Source organism: Nocardioides sp. YIM B13467 (assembly GCF_042788075.1).
Classification (GTDB): Bacteria; Actinomycetota; Actinomycetes; order Propionibacteriales; family Nocardioidaceae; genus Nocardioides.
The window spans coordinates 1,318,011-1,333,283 of the sequence record NZ_JBHZPJ010000046.1; the positions used below are offsets into that span (position 1 = coordinate 1,318,011).

14 protein-coding genes are annotated in these 15,273 nt (G+C 71.1%); 7 read left to right on the top strand and 7 right to left on the bottom strand.

Going from position 1 to position 15,273, the window contains the following annotated elements:
* Positions 1–106 precede the first annotated feature (106 nt).
* Positions 107–1,501, top strand: coding sequence for an AMP-binding protein (locus tag ACFX43_RS13500; protein WP_378822345.1), 1,395 nt, complete (start codon positions 107–109; stop codon positions 1,499–1,501).
* A 50-nt stretch (positions 1,502–1,551) separates the two neighbouring features.
* On the opposite strand, the gene ACFX43_RS13505 is transcribed toward ACFX43_RS13500, so the two are convergent.
* From ACFX43_RS13505 to ACFX43_RS13520, 4 genes are read right to left on the bottom strand one after another with little or no spacing between them, the layout of a single operon-like run.
* Positions 1,552–1,818, bottom strand: coding sequence for an acyl carrier protein (locus tag ACFX43_RS13505; protein WP_378822350.1), 267 nt, complete (start codon positions 1,816–1,818; stop codon positions 1,552–1,554).
* Between the two features lie 33 nt (positions 1,819–1,851).
* Positions 1,852–3,054 carry a pyridoxal-dependent decarboxylase, exosortase A system-associated gene (locus ACFX43_RS13510; protein WP_378822361.1) on the bottom strand — a complete coding sequence of 401 codons (1,203 nt, stop codon included), beginning with the start codon at positions 3,052–3,054 and terminating at the stop codon, positions 1,852–1,854.
* A 1-nt stretch (position 3,055) separates the two neighbouring features.
* Positions 3,056–3,922, bottom strand: coding sequence for a hypothetical protein (locus tag ACFX43_RS13515; RefSeq protein ID WP_378822367.1), 867 nt, complete (start codon positions 3,920–3,922; stop codon positions 3,056–3,058).
* Positions 3,919–4,857, bottom strand: coding sequence for a glycosyltransferase (locus ACFX43_RS13520; protein WP_378822372.1), 939 nt, complete (start codon positions 4,855–4,857; stop codon positions 3,919–3,921). Before ACFX43_RS13520 ends, ACFX43_RS13515 begins: the two co-directional genes overlap by 4 nt.
* Before the next feature lie 123 nt (positions 4,858–4,980).
* On the opposite strand from ACFX43_RS13520, the gene ACFX43_RS13525 reads away from it, so the two are divergent.
* The 3 genes from ACFX43_RS13525 (at position 4,981) to ACFX43_RS13535 (ending at position 8,568) form a co-directional block, all read left to right on the top strand.
* Positions 4,981–5,646: a polysaccharide deacetylase family protein gene (locus ACFX43_RS13525; protein WP_378822378.1), complete on the top strand. Its 666-nt coding sequence runs from the start codon at positions 4,981–4,983 to the stop codon at positions 5,644–5,646.
* Between the two features lie 124 nt (positions 5,647–5,770).
* The gene (locus ACFX43_RS13530; RefSeq protein ID WP_378822385.1) at positions 5,771–6,832 is read left to right on the top strand and encodes a hypothetical protein; all 1,062 of its coding nucleotides are present in this window, start codon (positions 5,771–5,773) and stop codon (positions 6,830–6,832) included.
* A gap of 128 nt (positions 6,833–6,960) precedes the next feature.
* The gene (locus ACFX43_RS13535) at positions 6,961–8,568 is read left to right on the top strand and encodes a DUF4082 domain-containing protein (protein ID WP_378822393.1); all 1,608 of its coding nucleotides are present in this window, start codon (positions 6,961–6,963) and stop codon (positions 8,566–8,568) included.
* Between the two features lie 28 nt (positions 8,569–8,596).
* Here the strand turns inward: ACFX43_RS13535 and ACFX43_RS13540 are convergent, their stop codons facing one another.
* Together ACFX43_RS13540 and ACFX43_RS13545 are read right to left on the bottom strand one after the other, a co-directional pair.
* Positions 8,597–9,925, bottom strand: coding sequence for an O-antigen ligase family protein (locus ACFX43_RS13540; protein WP_378822399.1), 1,329 nt, complete (start codon positions 9,923–9,925; stop codon positions 8,597–8,599).
* Between the two features lie 11 nt (positions 9,926–9,936).
* A complete protein-coding gene (locus tag ACFX43_RS13545; protein ID WP_378822406.1) occupies positions 9,937–10,674 on the bottom strand; it encodes a hypothetical protein in 738 nt (245 codons plus the stop codon).
* A gap of 121 nt (positions 10,675–10,795) precedes the next feature.
* Between ACFX43_RS13545 and ACFX43_RS13550 the strand changes: the two genes are divergently transcribed.
* From ACFX43_RS13550 to ACFX43_RS13560, 3 genes are read left to right on the top strand one after another with little or no spacing between them, the layout of a single operon-like run.
* Positions 10,796–11,470, top strand: a complete 675-nt coding sequence (locus ACFX43_RS13550; RefSeq protein WP_378822410.1) for a hypothetical protein — start codon at positions 10,796–10,798, stop codon at positions 11,468–11,470.
* Positions 11,463–12,932: an oligosaccharide flippase family protein gene (locus ACFX43_RS13555; protein ID WP_378822415.1), complete on the top strand. Its 1,470-nt coding sequence runs from the start codon at positions 11,463–11,465 to the stop codon at positions 12,930–12,932. Before ACFX43_RS13550 ends, ACFX43_RS13555 begins: the two co-directional genes overlap by 8 nt.
* Positions 12,925–14,487 (top strand): hypothetical protein, encoded by a 1,563-nt coding sequence (locus ACFX43_RS13560; RefSeq protein ID WP_378822423.1) that lies wholly within the window; start codon positions 12,925–12,927, stop codon positions 14,485–14,487. Before ACFX43_RS13555 ends, ACFX43_RS13560 begins: the two co-directional genes overlap by 8 nt.
* A 121-nt stretch (positions 14,488–14,608) precedes the next feature.
* Here ACFX43_RS13560 and ACFX43_RS13565 read toward each other — a convergent pair whose 3' ends face one another.
* The gene (locus ACFX43_RS13565; RefSeq protein WP_378822429.1) at positions 14,609–15,133 is read right to left on the bottom strand and encodes a hypothetical protein; all 525 of its coding nucleotides are present in this window, start codon (positions 15,131–15,133) and stop codon (positions 14,609–14,611) included.
* Positions 15,134–15,273 lie beyond the last annotated feature (140 nt).

Genomic DNA, 15,273 nt, shown 5'->3' on the forward strand with positions numbered 1-15,273 from the left:
GTGCTGAGACCGGCTTGTCGGGCATGTGCGGCATATCCCCGAATCCGGGGATCGTGAGTGGCGACGCCGGTGCCGGAGCGGCCAGCGGCTCCTAGCCTCGCATCCTGTGAACCCGCTGGCCGAGCGAATCCGATCCGTACGCACCCGACCCCGGTCGCAGGCCGTGATCGCGGACCGGCGCACCTCGGTCGGTGCGGACGGGCTGGTCGGCGCGGCCGAGGAGCTGCGGCTCGCCCTCGTCGGGGCAGCCGGTGTCCCGCGGCCGCTGGTCGCGGTGTCGCTGCCGCTGTCCACCGACGCGGTCGTCGCTCTCGTGGCCGCGATCCTCGGTGATCTCTCGGTCTGCTTCGTGGACCCGTCGGCGGCCGAGGAGCACCGCCGAACCCTTCTCCAGGCACTGCATCCCGACGTCGTGCTCGACCGGTCGGGGATCCGGGCCGTCGCCTCGTCGTCCTCCCGCTCGTCGCTGGAGGCCGGGTACGTCGCGATGTCCTCCGGCTCCACCGGCGGCGGCCCCAAGGGCGTGCTGTCGTCCTGGGCCGGCATCGACGCCTTCGTCCCGCACGGCGCGGCCGCACTCGATCTCGACACCTCCTCGGTGTGGGCCGAGGTCTCGCACCTCTCCTACGACCTGGCGATGACCAATCTGCTGGTCGCCCTGGCCGCCGGCTCCTCCCTCCACCTGTCCGGATCGCTGGGCGACCGGCTCCGGCCGCTCGGCTTCTGCGCCCGCGTCGAGGCGACGCACCTGCGGCTGGCGCCCCGGTTCATCGACCTCGCCGCCAACGAGCGTGGTGCCGCCTCCCCACGGACCCTGCGCGTCTGGGGCTCCGGCGGCGACCGGCTCTCCGCCGCCGACGCCCAGCGTGTCTTCGACCTCGGCGTCCCGACCGTCGTCAACACGTACGGCACCAGCGAGACGATCGGCTTCGCCAGCGCCGCGCGATTCGATGCCGGCGACGACCTGCCGACGGTCCACGGCGCGCTCGGCATCGGTCGCGGGACGGTCGGCGCGTGGCGTACGTCGATATCGCCTGCCGAGGCTGGCGAGATGCTCGCCATCGAGTCACCTCACCTGCCGGACGGCTACCTCTTCGGCGCCCCGAACGGAGAGTTCCCACGCTGGGACGGAGCGGAGCGCGTGCACACCGGCGACATCGGCGCCAGCCGCGGCGAGGAGCTCTTCTGCCTGGGCCGCGCCGGGCGTCGGGTGAAGCGCAGCGCGAGCTTCGTCGACCTGGACGCGCTCGACGCCGAGGTGAAGCAGGCCTTCGGCCTGGCCACCTTCACCGCCGCCACCCCCGAGGGCGACCTGGTCAGCCTCGTCGAGGGCAACGGCACCCACCTCGACGACCTCCGCCGCCGGCTCCCGACGGTCCTGCGCCCCGACTCGCTCCCGGACGTACTCGTCCCCGTCGCCCAGCTCCCCCGCCTCGGCAACGGCAAGATCGACCAGGCGGCAGCTCAGCTGCTGACCGAGGGCGGGCTCACAGCCAGCTGAGCGGCCGGGGACCACTGGGGCGGCCGCCCCAACTACCCCATCAGCCTCAATTACCCCAGCTGCGCGCGCACGTACGCGGCGAGCGAGCCGACGGACTCGAAGACCTCGGCGTTGATGTCGTCCTCGTCCATCTCGAAGCCGAAGCGGTCCTCGAGGACGGTGATCAGCTCGACCAGGGCGAGCGAGTCGAGCTCGGGCAGGGAGCCGAAGAGCAGGGTGTCTGCGCTCAGCGTGCCGGCGCTGTGGTCGGTGCCGATCACCTCGGTGATCGCCTCGCCGACCCGGTCGAGGGTCGCTTCGGTGGTGTCGATGGTCATGGGTACTCCTTCGGGTTCAACGGGTTCAGGGACTCAGACGAGCACTTCGAGCGGCGCCGGATGGCTGAGGAAGGCGGTGGGGCTGGCGGTGAGGCCGTACGCCCCGGCCTGGTGGACCACGACCAGGTCGCCGACCTCGGCGCGCGGCAGGCTCACCTTGTCGCCGAGCAGGTCCAGGGGCGTACACAGACACCCGACGACCTGCACGGTCTCCACCGCGGCCTCGGCATCACCAGCAGCCGCGGCGACGGAGATCGGGTAGTTGCGACGGATGACCTGGCCGAAGTTGCCCGAGGCGGCGAGCTGATGGTGCATGCCACCGTCGACGATCAGGAAGGTCTTGCCGCGGGAGATCTTGCGGTCGACGACCCTGGTCACATAGACCCCGGCCTCGCCGACGAGATAGCGGCCGAGCTCGATGACGACCTGCGTGGACGGCAGCGAAGGACGTACGCGGGTGGCCAGCAGCTCCTCGAGGCGCGATCCGACCAGCGCGAGGTCGAGGGGCTGGTCCTGGGTGTAGTAGGGGATGCCGAAGCCGCCGCCGATGTTGAGATAGGTCATCGCCGAAGGAAGGTCACCGGACAGCCGCAGGACGAGGTCGACGGTGCGCTCCTGAGCCTCGGCGAGGATCTCGGCGTGCAGGTTCTGGGAGCCGGAGAAGACGTGGAAGCCGGCCACCTCGACGTCGCGGTCGTGCAGCGTCTTGAGCAGCAGCGGCACCGTCTCGGCGTCGACCCCGAACTGCTGGGCCCCTCCGCCCATCCGCATCCCGGAGCCCTTGACCTCGAAGTCCGGGTTGACCCGCACCGCGACCCGCGGCCGGATCCCGAGCCGTTCGGCGGCCTCGACCAGGCGGTCGGCCTCCAGCGGCGACTCGATCTCGACGAGCACCCCGGCCGCGACGGCCTGGGACAGCTCGCCGACCGACTTGCCCGGCCCCGCGAAGCTCACCGCTCCCGGCTCCGTCCCGGTGTCGAGCGCCACCCGCATCTCGGCCCCCGAGGCGACGTCGAGCGCGTCGACGGTACGCGCCAGGTGCTGCACCACCGCGGGCATCGGGTTGGCCTTGACCGCGTAGCTCAGGTGCACGTCACCGGGAAGCGCCTCCCGCAGCGAGGCCACCCGGACGTCGATCGCGGCCCGGTCGTAGGCGAAGAACGGCGTCGAGCCGACCCTCTCCGCCAGCAGCCGCACCGGCACTCCCCCGACGGCTATGCCCCCAACGTTCGGCATCTCACCACTCCAGACATGTCAGCTCGCTGTACAGGTAGTCGACCCGCGCCGGGTCGAGGGCGTCGCTGCGCAGCATCTTCGGCCGCGACCGCGACAGCCGGTAGGAACCGCTCGGTGCCCCGCCCGCGACGCGGTGCTCGACCAGGGTCGCCGCGGCGCCGTGCTGGGTCAGCAGGTGCGAGGCCAGCCGCGGCGCGTGCCGCCGCAGCAGCTCCGGGTTGCTCGCGTAGAGGACCGAGGCGAAGGCGCGTACGCCCTTGCGCGTGTCCTTGCGGGCCACGACGTAGCAATGCTCGGAGCCCGTGCTCAGCGCCACGTGAAGGGCCGCCGCCGCGGCACGGTGGTCGGCATAGAGGTCCCGCTCCTCACCTTGAAGCACCGAGTCCAGTACGTCGGGACGACTGCTCACCCGCACCCCGCGCCGCCCGGACAGCACGGTGCCAGGCGACAGCGCCGGCACCAGCGAGGTGGTCGTGTCCAGGTCGGTGAACTTGAGCTTCCGGTTGAGCGCGATCACGTTGCCCGAGGGCGAGAAGTCGGTGAACTCGTAGCCGGGCTGTTTGAGCAGCGTGGTCAGCAGCCGCAGTCCCTGATGGCGGTGGCTGTCGAGCACGCACCAGGCGCCCAGGTTGCAGACCTGGAGCGTCTCCGCGCCGACCCTCCGCTCGGAGTAGTAGGCGAGATAGGCCCCGACCACCCGCTCCCCCTCGGCGAGGAAGAACCCGTGGTTGGGCTGGGGTACGTCCCACGGCACCCGCAGCGCCCGGGTCCACTCCAGCTCCTGCACCCGCGGGTTGAGCTGCTCGTGCAGGAACGTCGAGACGGCCGGAAGGTCCTCGGCGGTGATCGGAGCGAGCACGGCCTTCATGCGCTCGCCACCCACTCGGGCCCACGCGGGGCGCTCATCCGGCGAGGGCTCACCAGCGTGCGTACGGCACGCCGGGAGGTCTGCTTCCCCAGCAGCGCCCGGCTGCACTCGCGGGCCAGCACCATCAACCAGTACGCAGCACCCTGGACCCGCCCGCGGCGGACCGTGAAGAGCCGCACCCGGTTGGCGACCAGAAGTGCCCACAGCCCTGGCGAGGTGGTGGACTCGCCACCGAGGTGCACAGCGCGGGCCGCGGGCACGAACCGCACCCGGAAGCCCCGGTCGCGAGCGCGCAGGTGGAACTCGGTCTCCTCGGAGTAGAGGAAGTAGGACTCGTCCCAGGGGCCGCACGCGCGCCAGCACTCGGCGCTGATCAGCTGCGTCGACCCCTCGGCCCAGTCGGTGTCCTGACCGCGCTCGTACTCCGCCGGGTCGGCCACGATCTCCCCCGCCCACCGGACCCGGCCGGCGCGGTTGGCGCCGACCACGGCGTCCGCGAAGGCACGCACCAGGCTCGGGGCGCCACGCATCGACTCGATCAGCCGGCCCTCGGCGTCGACCAGCCGAGGCACGGCGACACCGACCCCGGGCACGAGCTCGCGGGCGAGCGCCACGACACAGTCCGGCTCGAGACGTACGTCCGGGTTGAGCACCAGCACCGCGTCGACGTCCGGATCCGCGGCGAACGCGGCCGCGACACCTGCGTTGATCCCGGCGGCGTAGCCGCCGTTGCGACCGGTCTCGACGACGATCGCGTCCGGCGCGAGGCGGCGCGCGGTCGCCACGGTGTCGTCGGCGGAGGCGTTGTCGGCGACCACCAGCCGCCACCCGAGACCGGCGAGCCCACCCGGCAGGGAGCCGACGAGATCGGCCAGCAGGTGAGCGCTGTTGTAGGTCACCACCACGACGGCGATGGTGCGGATCGGGAGCGACACACCTGTGAGTCTTGACGGCGTCCACCCCCGCCGGACCCGCCTTCCGACCGCAGATCCCCCGTATGAGGTAGGCCTTCGCAAAGGTCGGCCGGACACGGCCTCCGGATCCTTAGCGTGGAGGACATGCCCGCCCACGTGACCAACATCTGCTTCCACGGCATCGGCGAGCCCGAGCGCGAGCTGGAGCCGGGCGAGGACCGTTACTGGATCAGCCAGGACGCCTACGAGGACATCCTCGATGCCGTCGCCGGCCGCCCCGAGGTGCGAATCAGCTTCGACGACGGCAACCACTCCGACGTCGCGATCGGACTGCCGGGCCTGCAGGCCCGCGGCCTGAGCGCGACCTTCTTCGTGCTGGCCGGACGGCTGGGGAAGCCGGGGAGCGTCGACCGCCTCGACGTCCGGCTCCTCCGGGTGGCGGGCATGCGCATCGGCACCCACGGCATGGACCACGTCAGCTGGCGCGGCCTCGATGCCGCGGGCGTACGCCGCGAGCTGATCCTGGCCCGCGAGCAGATCACCATGGCGGCCGGGGAGACGGTGGACGAGGCGGCGCTCCCGCTGGGCCGCTACGACCGCGCCACGCTGCGTCACCTGCGCCGCCTGAGCTACGAGCACGTCTACACCAGCGACCGCGCCCAGGCGGTGGCCGGAGCCTGGCTGCAGCCGAGGTTCAGCATCACCGCGGACGACGACGGGGCCAGCGTACGCAGCCACATCCTCACCGGGCAGGGCATCGCCAGGAGGGTGGAACGTCAGGCTGCGGGCCTGGTCAAGAGGCTGCGCTGAACCTCTGCGTCGGCCTGAGAGAAGTAACCAGTTTGAAGGATGCCCCCGACCACGAGGTCGGGCAGTGTCGACACAACAGTGCCGACAAGACAATGGCCATCGAGACGCGAACGGGTGCGAACACATGCCAACCAAGCCAGGCCGGCGCCGGCGGATCGCGATCCTGGGTGGGCTGGCTCTGCTGCTGGTCGCCATGACCTGGTTCCTGTGGCCCAACTCGGGCCAGGTACGCAACGTCGGCTCCGACTCGCTGCCGACGGTCAAGCCACCCGCGAGCGTGTCCCCCTCCCCGACCCCTTCCGCCGACCCGAGCCCGACGGTCTCGTCGACTCCGTCGACACCGACGCCCGCGCCGTCGGCGACCCCGGAGCGTACGCAGCCCTCGACCACCGCCGCGCCCCCTGCCAAGGGCTTCCCCACCCGTGAGTCGGCGGGTCTTCCCGCCGGTTGGAAGCCGAAGCGCACCGCGACCGGAGACTTCTGGATCCGGCATCGCGGAGCGGTCGTGGAGGACCTGCGGATCACCAACGGCGTCATCTACGTCACCGCGCCCGGCGTCACCCTGCGCCGCGTCGAGGCGATCGCCTCGGTCGTGGTCAACGACTACAACGACCAGTGCAACACCGGGCTGCTGATCGAGGACTCCGACTTCATCCGGAGCAGCGCCCCGACGACCGAGGAGGCCTGGCCGGCCGTCTCCGCGGGCGGCTACACGGTGCGCAACGTCGTCATCGACGGGGTGCCCGAGGGGCTGCGTGCCTCCAACAAGGAGCGTTGCGGAGGCATCGGGATCCAGGACTCCTTCATCCGGGTCACCTCGCCGGACGTGTGCAGCGACTGGCACGGCGACGGCCTGCAGGGCTACGGCGGCGGCAAGGTCAAGGTACGCCGGACGGTGATGGTCCTGGACGTCAAGAACGAGTGCCACGGCACCGCCCCGTTCTTCAACCCCGAAGGTCAGGGCAACGACTCGGTCGACATCGACGGCCTGGTCGTGGCGGGCGGCGGCTACCCGTTCCGCAACGGCATGCCGGGGCCGGTCCGCAACCTCTACGTGGTCGACCAGAGCTGGGTCTACAGCCCGCTCGACGTCGACTGCTCGGTGGTCACCGAGTGGAGCGCGGCCGTGGTGACAATGGACTCAGCGGGCCAGCCGGTTCCGATCCGCGACCTACCCTGCGAGTGACGCCTGGGGCTGGAAAACCGGCCATAGATACCGAGTTTTGGGGGTGTCTGTGCCGGACGGATCAAACGTAGTGTCGATGCCTTCGGCGGTATCCCATACGAACAGGTGCATTCATGCCCTCCCACAGCATGCCCCCCAGCACGTATCGACGACGGATCGACCGACCTCCCCACGGTCGCCGCAGGACCACCCGGTGGCGGCGTACCGCCTTCGCCAGCGTCCTGGTCACCCTCATCGCCGGCAGCGGCCTCTGGGCGTTCGGCACGGCGACGGCGCACCCGGAGACGGTCAGCCTTCTCCCCGACGACGCGGTCCCCGCGGTCCTGACGGACCCCGACTCCCGGCCCGTCGAGCTCGGGCTGCGGTTCCGGACCTCGGAGCCGGTCGAGGCGGTCGCGGTCCAGGTGTACCTGGGCCCGGACAACCACGGCCCGCACCAGGCCACCCTGTGGTCGGGACGGGGCCGCGCTCTCGCCCGCGTCCAGCTCGGCGGCGCGGCCGGAGACGGCCTGCGGGTCGCCACGCTCGAGCGGCCGGTACGTCTCGAGCCAGGCCGCTCCTACGTCGTCTCCTACACCGCACCCGGTGGTCACTACTCGACCGACGAGCACTTCTTCGACCGTTCGATCAGTAACGGTCCGCTGTCGGCCGGCACGAACGCGGGTGTCTACACCTACCAGCCGGGCGAGTTCCCCCGCTCGACCTACCGCGCCACCAACTACCAGGTCGACGTCGTCGTGCGGCCGGCCGGCTCTGGCGAGGAGCCGACGACCTCACCGACGCCGTCCGGCAGTGCATCGCCCTCCAGCGCGCCGCCGTCCCAGAGCTCCAGCCCCTCGACGAGCGTCAGCCCGAGCGCGCCGGCGAGCTCGCCGACAGCTCCGTCGACCTCCCCGGGCTCCCCGGCCAGCACTCCGACGACGTCCACCCCATCGCCGACCTCCGCCCCTCCCGCCGGTGGCTTCCCGACCCGCGCCTCGGCCGGGCTGCCGGACGGCTGGCAGCCGAAGCGGTCGGCGACCGGGACGTACACGATCAGTACGCCCGGGGCAGTCGTCGAGGACCTGCGCGTGACGAACGGGACGATCAACGTCACCGCCAAGAACGTGACCCTGCGCCGGGTGCAGGCGGTCGGCTCGGTGATCGTCAACTACGCCAGCGCCACCTGCGCGACCGGTCTCGTCATCGAGGACTCCGAGATCGTCCGTGGCACGGCCCCGACGACGGACGAGGCCTGGCCCGCGGTCACCTCGGGCGGCTACACGGCGCGCAACGTACTCATCGACGAGGTTCCGGAGGGCTTCCGTGCCCAGGGGAAGTCGGCGTGCGGCGGCGTCGCGATCCACGACTCCTACGTACGTGTCGTCTCGCCCGACGTCTGCACCGACTGGCACGGTGACGGCATCCAGGGCTACGGCGGTGGGGCGCTCACCGTCCGGAACACGGTCATCGACTTCGTCGACACCAACAACTGCGGCGGCACCGCCCCGTTCTTCTACCCCGACCAGGACAACACCTCCGTCGACATCGACGGCCTGATCGTGAGCGGCGGCGGCTACCCCTTCCGGCTCGGCACGCCCGGCACGGTGAGGAACCTGTACGTGGTCGACCGGAGCTGGGTCTTCGGGCCGCTCGACGTCAGGTGCAGCCTGGTCACCCAGTGGCAGGCCGCGACCGCGACGCTGAACTCCGCCGGCCAGCCCGTCGTGGTGCGCAACCTGCCCTGCACGACCTGACGGGACGGGCTCGGGCTGACGGGACGGGTCACCCGGGTCGTACGGTCTGCGCGACCTCGCCCCTGGCCTCGGGGCGATCCGGTGGCGCCTTCGCAGATGGTGAGGGTGCGTTCAGCCGGGTGACCGCGCTGGCCAGCCCGAGCACCAGGAAGATCGTGCCCATCGTCATCGGGAAGGCGAACGCGTCGAAGAAGGCCAGCCCGGCGAAGCCGGCGGCGGCGGCGCCGATGAGCGCGACGACGAGGTCACGCGTCTTCGGGTCCTCGCAGGCGCGATAGACCCTGGCGAGCTGGATGAACGTCGCGACGACGAACGCCACGAAGAGGAGCACGCCGATGATCCCGATGCTCACCATCATCTGGAGGTACTGGTTGTCGAAGATGCGGTACTTCGGCAGGAACGTCCCCAGCCCGCGCCCGAAGAACGGGTTGCGGTCGACGAAGAACCAGGCCACCCCGTAGCTGTCGGTGCGCGAGGTGACGCTCGGGTCCTCCTCGGCGCCGACGAACATGCCGGTCACCGAGTTGATGATCCGGGGCGCGACCAGGAACACCAGGCCCAGCCCGCCGACCGCGAGCCCCAGCACCATCGCGCGCTGCTTGCGCGACCAGCCGATCATGCAGACCGCCACCGCGATGGAGGCGCCGAGGTAGGCCGACCGGCTCGAGGATGCGGCGATGATCATGCAGATCAACACCACCGGGGTCCAGCGGACGAGCGGGTTGAGGTTGCGGTGCTGGAAGCCGACGTGGAGCGCGATCGGCACCAGCATCCCCATCAGGGTGCCGTACTCGATCGGGCTCAGGGCGGTCCCCGCGGGACGTACGAGGCCGTTGCGCATCGCCAGCTCGACCGTCGTCATCGGGGTCAGGACGGGGATCGAGATCCGGTCGACGAAGATCTGCCGGGCGAAGAACTGGGCCAGGCCGAGGACCGCGAGGAAGCTGCCGCCCACGACCAGGCGCCACACCAGCACATGGACCCTGGCCATGCTCGGGATGGCGTCGCCGGCGAGCAGCAGCGTGCCCACCCAAGAGACCATCGCGAGGATCGCGACGTCGGCCGGGCTGACCTCGTCGCGGCTGATCGGACGCGACATCGCGATGACATAGGTGACCCCGACGCTGAACAGGAACAGCGCCAGGACCAGCCGCATCGGCTGCGGGGGCCGGTCCACCGGCAGCGGCCGGCCGATGCTCAGCAGCACCCAGATCGCGAAGCTGCCCAGCCCCATCAGCATCGAGACCGAGCCGGCGCTGCCCAGCGGCCGGAAGACCAGCCAGGACGGGATCACGAAGACGGCGAACGTGTAGAGGCTCAGCCACGTCACCGCATCGACACCACGGCGTACGGCCATCGTTCCCTGCCTCAGCCGTGGAGGCGCTGGACGACGTGGTCGTCGCCCCGGTCGCCCCGGTCGTCCCGGTCGTCCTGGTCGTACTGGTCGGGTTCGTCGTCGTACGCGGCGTCCTGCGCGGCCAGGGACGCGGCCCGCTCCTCGCGGGCCAGGCGTCGGCGCAGCACGATCCCGTCGATCGCGTAGACCAGCACCGCGGTCATCGCGAGACCGAGCACGACGGCCATGATCCGCGCCCGCAGCGGACCGCTGCCGTCGATGGCGGCCGTCTCGTCCAGCGCGAGCGGCCGGGAGCGCAGCCGGGCGTTGCCCTTCGCGTTGACCTCGTCCTGGAGACGGCCGAGGGTCTCCGGGATGGAATCGGCGACGAAGTCGAGCGCCTCGATGGCGCTGGCCTCGCTGTCCGCACTGACGTCGATCGCGATCACCGGCCCGCGCGTGGACTCCTCCATCGAGACCGTGACCGCGGCGCCCGGGGTGACCTCCGCGATCGCCTCCTGGGCGGGCGCGCTGGTGTAGTAGGCGACCACGACCCGGGCCGGCAGGTCGAGGCCACCGAGCCCCAGGAACGGGTTGCCGCCGGGGCCGACCGCGTTCTTGGAGGGGAGCATCAGGACCAGGCCCCGGGCGGTGTAGGTCGGCGCCACGAAGGCCGATGCGCTCCAGCCGAGCACTCCGGTCAGCAGGATGCCGACCACCGCGAGATACCAACGTCGCCGGATCGCACCGACGAACTCCGACAACACCATGCGGCCGAACGTACCCAGCCAGGATCGGCGCGTGCCGACCTCGCCGGGCGTCCTACCCGATTTGGGCGATGACCCCGCTGACCTGGGCGGACCCGGCCTCGACAGACCTAGCGTTCCGACCATGGCGCTGTGGGACCTGCTGCGGGCGATGGTCCGACGATGGCCGATCGTGGTGGTCGGCGCGATCCTCACCCTCGCCGCCGCGAACTACGCGAGCCAGGACCGAAGCGTGTACTGGACGCGTACGGACCTGGTCTTCCTGGCTCCGAAGAACGCGCAGTACCCCAACGCGCTGCGCGCGACCTCCGAGGACCTGGTGATCACCGCCGGCGTGGTCGGCAAGCTCGTCGTCGGCACCCGGCAGATTCCGAAGTTCACCGCCACCGATGCTGGGCTGATCGGGATGGGCGTACGCGACGGCTGGACCGTCCGGCTGCCCGACACCGGCGGCCAGTGGGCGCCCAACTACACCGACCAGTGGTTGATCATCGAGGTCGTCGGCTCCGACCCGGAGACCGTGCGCACCCGCAAGGAGCAGCTGGTCGAGGAGATGACGGCCGCGCTCGACCGGGTGCAGGACGAGTACCAGGTCGACAAGGCGTTCCGGATGACGACCAAGGAGGCCCCCGGCTCGACTGTCGTCTATCCCGTCGGCGGGAGCTCGAAGCGGGCGTTCGCCGTCTCCGGGCTGCTCGGCGCCGCGGCCACCCTCTACCTGGTCGTACGCATCGACCCGATCCTGCTTCGGCGCAAGGCGCGCCGGGCCGAGACGCCGCCGGAGACAGACCTTGGCTGAGACCCGCCCACACACCGCCCTCGCCTGGAGCATCGCCAACACGGCGGTGACCAAGCTCGGCACGATGGTCGTCGGCATCCTCGTCGCGCGGCTGCTCGGGCCGGAGAGCTACGGGACGTACGCCGTCGCCTTCCTCGCCCTGATGGCGGTGCTGAGCTTCAACGAGCTCGGCGTGAGCCTCGCGGTGGTGCGCTGGAAGGACGACCCGCGCGAGATCGCGCCGACGGTGACCACGATCTCGGTCGTGGCGAGCCTGCTCATCGCCGCGGGGATGGTGATCGGGGCCGGCCCCTACGCGCGGGCGATGGGTGAGCCGGACGCGGCGGTGCTGGTGGCGATGTTCGCCGTCCCGGTCGTGCTCAGCGGGATCACCGCGACGCCCGCGGCGCTGCTGCAGCGCAACCTGATGCAGGGCAAGCGGATGCTGATCGACCAGATGGCCACGATCGTGGCGGTCCCGGTCATGCTCGGGCTCGCGTTGGCCGGGGCCGGTCCGTACTCCCTGGTCATCGGTCATCTTCTCGGCGTATCCGTCACCACCGTGATGTTCCTGCGGATGTCGCCGCTGCCGTGGCGGATGGGTCTCTCTCGGTCACACGCGGTCACGCTGCTTCGCTTCGGCGCCCCGCTGGCCGTGACCAGCATCCTGGTCTTCGCGGTCGGGTTCGCCGACCAGATCGTCATCGGCAGCATGCTGGGTGCGACCGCACTCGGGTTCTACGTGGTCGCCTTCAACCTCTCCAGCTGGCCGGTCACGATGCTGTCTCGACCGTTGCGGCAGGTCACGCCGGTGATCTTCGCCCGGCTGCAGCGAGACCCGGCCGGGATGCGGCACGCCTTCACCCGCCTCTCCGCGCTGGTCCTGACCGTGACGCTCCCGGGCTGCTCGGCGTTGGCCGCACTGGCACCGGAGGTGATCGGCCTCGTCTACGGCGACGTCTGGCAGGCGGCTGCGGCACCGCTCCTCTGGCTGGGCGCGCTGGCCGTGCTGCGGATCTCCTTCGAGCTCGCCTACGATTTCCTGGTCATCGCCGGCTCGACGCGCAGCCTGATGACGATCCAGATCGTCTGGCTGATCGCCCTGGTGCCGGCGTTGCTTGCGGGGGCGGCGTGGGACGGTGTCGGCGGCGTCGGGCTGGCCACGTTCGCGGTCGGGCTCGTCGTCATCCTGCCGCTGCACCTCTTCTATCTCGCGCGGGCCGGGGTCGGGCTCGGCGGCCTCGCCGCCGGAGCCGCCCTGCCGGCTCTCGGCGCGCTCGCCGTCTGGGCAGCGGCCGTCGGGATGCGCGTCGCGCAGCCGTCGGTCTGGGTGACCTGCGCGGTCACCGGCCTGGTGCTCGCCGCCGTGTGGGCGGTGTTGCTGCGACGCCGACGCGAGGACGTGCGCTGGTTCCGCTCCGGCGCTGGCTCCCCCACCCCCGGTGAGCCTTCCACGACACTGAACGAGGACGTCCATGTCTGACCGTCTCGACGACAACCACGAAACCCTTGAGGAGATGTACGCCGCCGCGGCAGCCGCCGCGAGGCGACGTCCGCAGCGCGCGGCCGCCCTGGCCCAGGCCGCGGCCGAGTTCGCCTGGGGCAACCACACCGGCTGGTTCGCGTACGAGCCGCTCGAGCTGCTGCTCACCGAGCTGGGCCGCTCGCTCCCGTCCGTGCCGGTGCCGACCCGGCCGCGGCGCACGCTGCACGTGGTCACGCAGATGTACCAGAGCGGCGGGCACACTCAGATCATCGCCGGCTGGACCGACCAGCTCGCGGACCGCTCCCACGAGATCGTCGCGACCCGGCAGATGACCTCGCCGGTGCCGGCCAAGATCTCCTCCCGGCTCGGGGACCGGGTCAGCCTGACGATGCTCGACACCACACCCGGGAGCCTGCTCCACCGCGCCGCCCGGCTGCGTGCGCTCGCCTCGACCGCCGACCTGGTGGTCTCCCACTGCCACCCCTTCGACGTGGTCCCCGCGCTCGCCTTCGCCGACCGCCGCGACCTGCCGCCCGTGGTCTACATCGACAACACCGACCACGTCTTCTGGGTCGGGGTGCGGGCCTACGACCGGGTCGTCCACCTGCGCCGCAGCGGCCAGGACCTCGCCCAGCACCGTCGCGGCCTGCCGATGGAACGGTCGATCGTGCGCAACCGGCCGCTGTCCGTCCGCGGCCGGACCAAGCGCCGCGAGACCGCGAAGCCGCAGTGGAACGTACGCGCCTCCGACGTGCTGGTCGTCACCGCGGCCGACTCGAGCAAGTTCCAGGGCGGCGACACCTACCTGGCGGCGGTCGAGGCCGCCGTGGCCGCCGAACCCCGCCTGCAGTGGCGGGTCGCCGGGCCCAACCCGGAGTCGGAGCCGTGGGCCGGGCTGGCGCGGCGTACGTCAGGACGGATCCAGGCCGTCGGCATGCTCACCGACGTGGCTCCGCTCCACCACGCGGCCGACGTCTACCTCGACTCGTTCCCGTTCGCCGGGCTCACCTCGCTGCTCGAGTCCGGCGGCCTCGGCAACCCCGTCGTCACCTTCCGCGGCCACCGACCCGAGTGTGCCGTGTGGGGCTCCGACTCTCCTGGGATCGACCACCTGATGCTGCGTCCGAAGAGCGCCGACCAGCTGCGCGACACCCTCCTCGACCTGGTCCGCCGGCCGCGTGAGCGGGTCTCGCGCGGCAGTGCGACCGCCCAGGCGATCCTCGAGTGCCACACCGGCCCCGGCTGGGTCGCCGACGCCGAGTCGCTCTACCTCACGCCGCAGCGGCTCGGCGACGACCTGCTCGCCCCCGTCCGCGGCCGCGGCCACCTCGACCTGCTCACCGTCTCCGTCCAGGCGACCAACCCGTTCAGCCGCACCGGCGCCGACATCACCGCCGGCCTCCTCGGCGCGATGCCCCTCACCGACCGCATCTCCATGTGGCGCCAGACCCGCCGCGGCGGCGCCGGCCGCGTCCGCGACCTCGCCCCCGAGTGGGCCGCTGCTGCGGTTCGGGCGCGGCTGCGCCGCCGGCCGGCAGGAATACCCGGTTAACCGGGTATTCCTGCACTTCTCTGGCAATGCAACACCGGAGAAGTGCAGGAATTGCCTGAGCGCTGTGACGCGTGTGACTGCGGAGGCTTTCCCCCGCCACTCAGTGCGGCCGGCGGAGACCTCAGGCACTCCTCCACACCTGGGTGGTCACGGCGGACTCGAGGAAGGCACGGATCCGAGCGGCCAGGCGTACCGGATCCTGGAGATCGGCCCACGAGATGCGCATGCACCGCCACCCGGTCGCCTCGGCAATCCGCTCTTGGCGGCGCTTCTCCCGAAGAACCACGTCAGTCGCTGTCTCCCCGATCCGATAAGGCCGCTCGTACTTGACCTTGCCGTCGATCTCGAACCAAACCCCGAACTCTGGAAGCGCGAAGTCGAGTCGCCGAGTCTTCCCCTCGGAGTCCGTCACCTCGTACTGCGGGATCGGCATCGGCAGGCTCTGCAGCCACGCGACGCCGACGAACAACGACTCAGCGAGCGACTCGATGCGTGGGTCAGCAAGTCGCAGCACGACCTGGGTCGACAGCGAGTTCGGCCAATGCTCCATCGAGAGCTCATAGCGTGCCTTCACACGCTCGAGGGTCGTGATCTTCCGATGCAGGAGATCGTTGACGACGCCAAGAGCCGCGACCATGGGAGCCACGGTCGTCACCTCCACGGCCGTTCGCTCCGGCGAGGTCAGTAGAAGACCGTTCTCCGTCACGACATCCGCTTCGAGAAGCTTCCCGCTGTGTTGACGTACGCCCGCCTCGCGCCGGCCGGTGCGATGGTCCGAACGACTCA

Excerpts from the sequence above, each read along its gene's own strand:
- ACFX43_RS13505 (WP_378822350.1), bottom strand. The coding sequence starts at position 1,818 with ATGACCATCGACACCACCGAAGCGACCCTCGACCGGGTCGGCGAGGCG.
- ACFX43_RS13510 (WP_378822361.1), bottom strand. The coding sequence starts at position 3,054 with ATGCCGAACGTTGGGGGCATAGCCGTCGGGGGAGTGCCGGTGCGGCTG.
- ACFX43_RS13515 (WP_378822367.1), bottom strand. The coding sequence starts at position 3,922 with ATGAAGGCCGTGCTCGCTCCGATCACCGCCGAGGACCTTCCGGCCGTC.
- ACFX43_RS13525 (WP_378822378.1), top strand. The coding sequence starts at position 4,981 with ATGCCCGCCCACGTGACCAACATCTGCTTCCACGGCATCGGCGAGCCC.
- ACFX43_RS13530 (WP_378822385.1), top strand. The coding sequence starts at position 5,771 with ATGCCAACCAAGCCAGGCCGGCGCCGGCGGATCGCGATCCTGGGTGGG.
- ACFX43_RS13535 (WP_378822393.1), top strand. The coding sequence starts at position 6,961 with ATGCCCCCCAGCACGTATCGACGACGGATCGACCGACCTCCCCACGGT.
- ACFX43_RS13540 (WP_378822399.1), bottom strand. The coding sequence starts at position 9,925 with ATGGCCGTACGCCGTGGTGTCGATGCGGTGACGTGGCTGAGCCTCTAC.
- ACFX43_RS13545 (WP_378822406.1), bottom strand. The coding sequence starts at position 10,674 with ATGGTGTTGTCGGAGTTCGTCGGTGCGATCCGGCGACGTTGGTATCTC.
- ACFX43_RS13550 (WP_378822410.1), top strand. The coding sequence starts at position 10,796 with ATGGCGCTGTGGGACCTGCTGCGGGCGATGGTCCGACGATGGCCGATC.
- ACFX43_RS13560 (WP_378822423.1), top strand. The coding sequence starts at position 12,925 with ATGTCTGACCGTCTCGACGACAACCACGAAACCCTTGAGGAGATGTAC.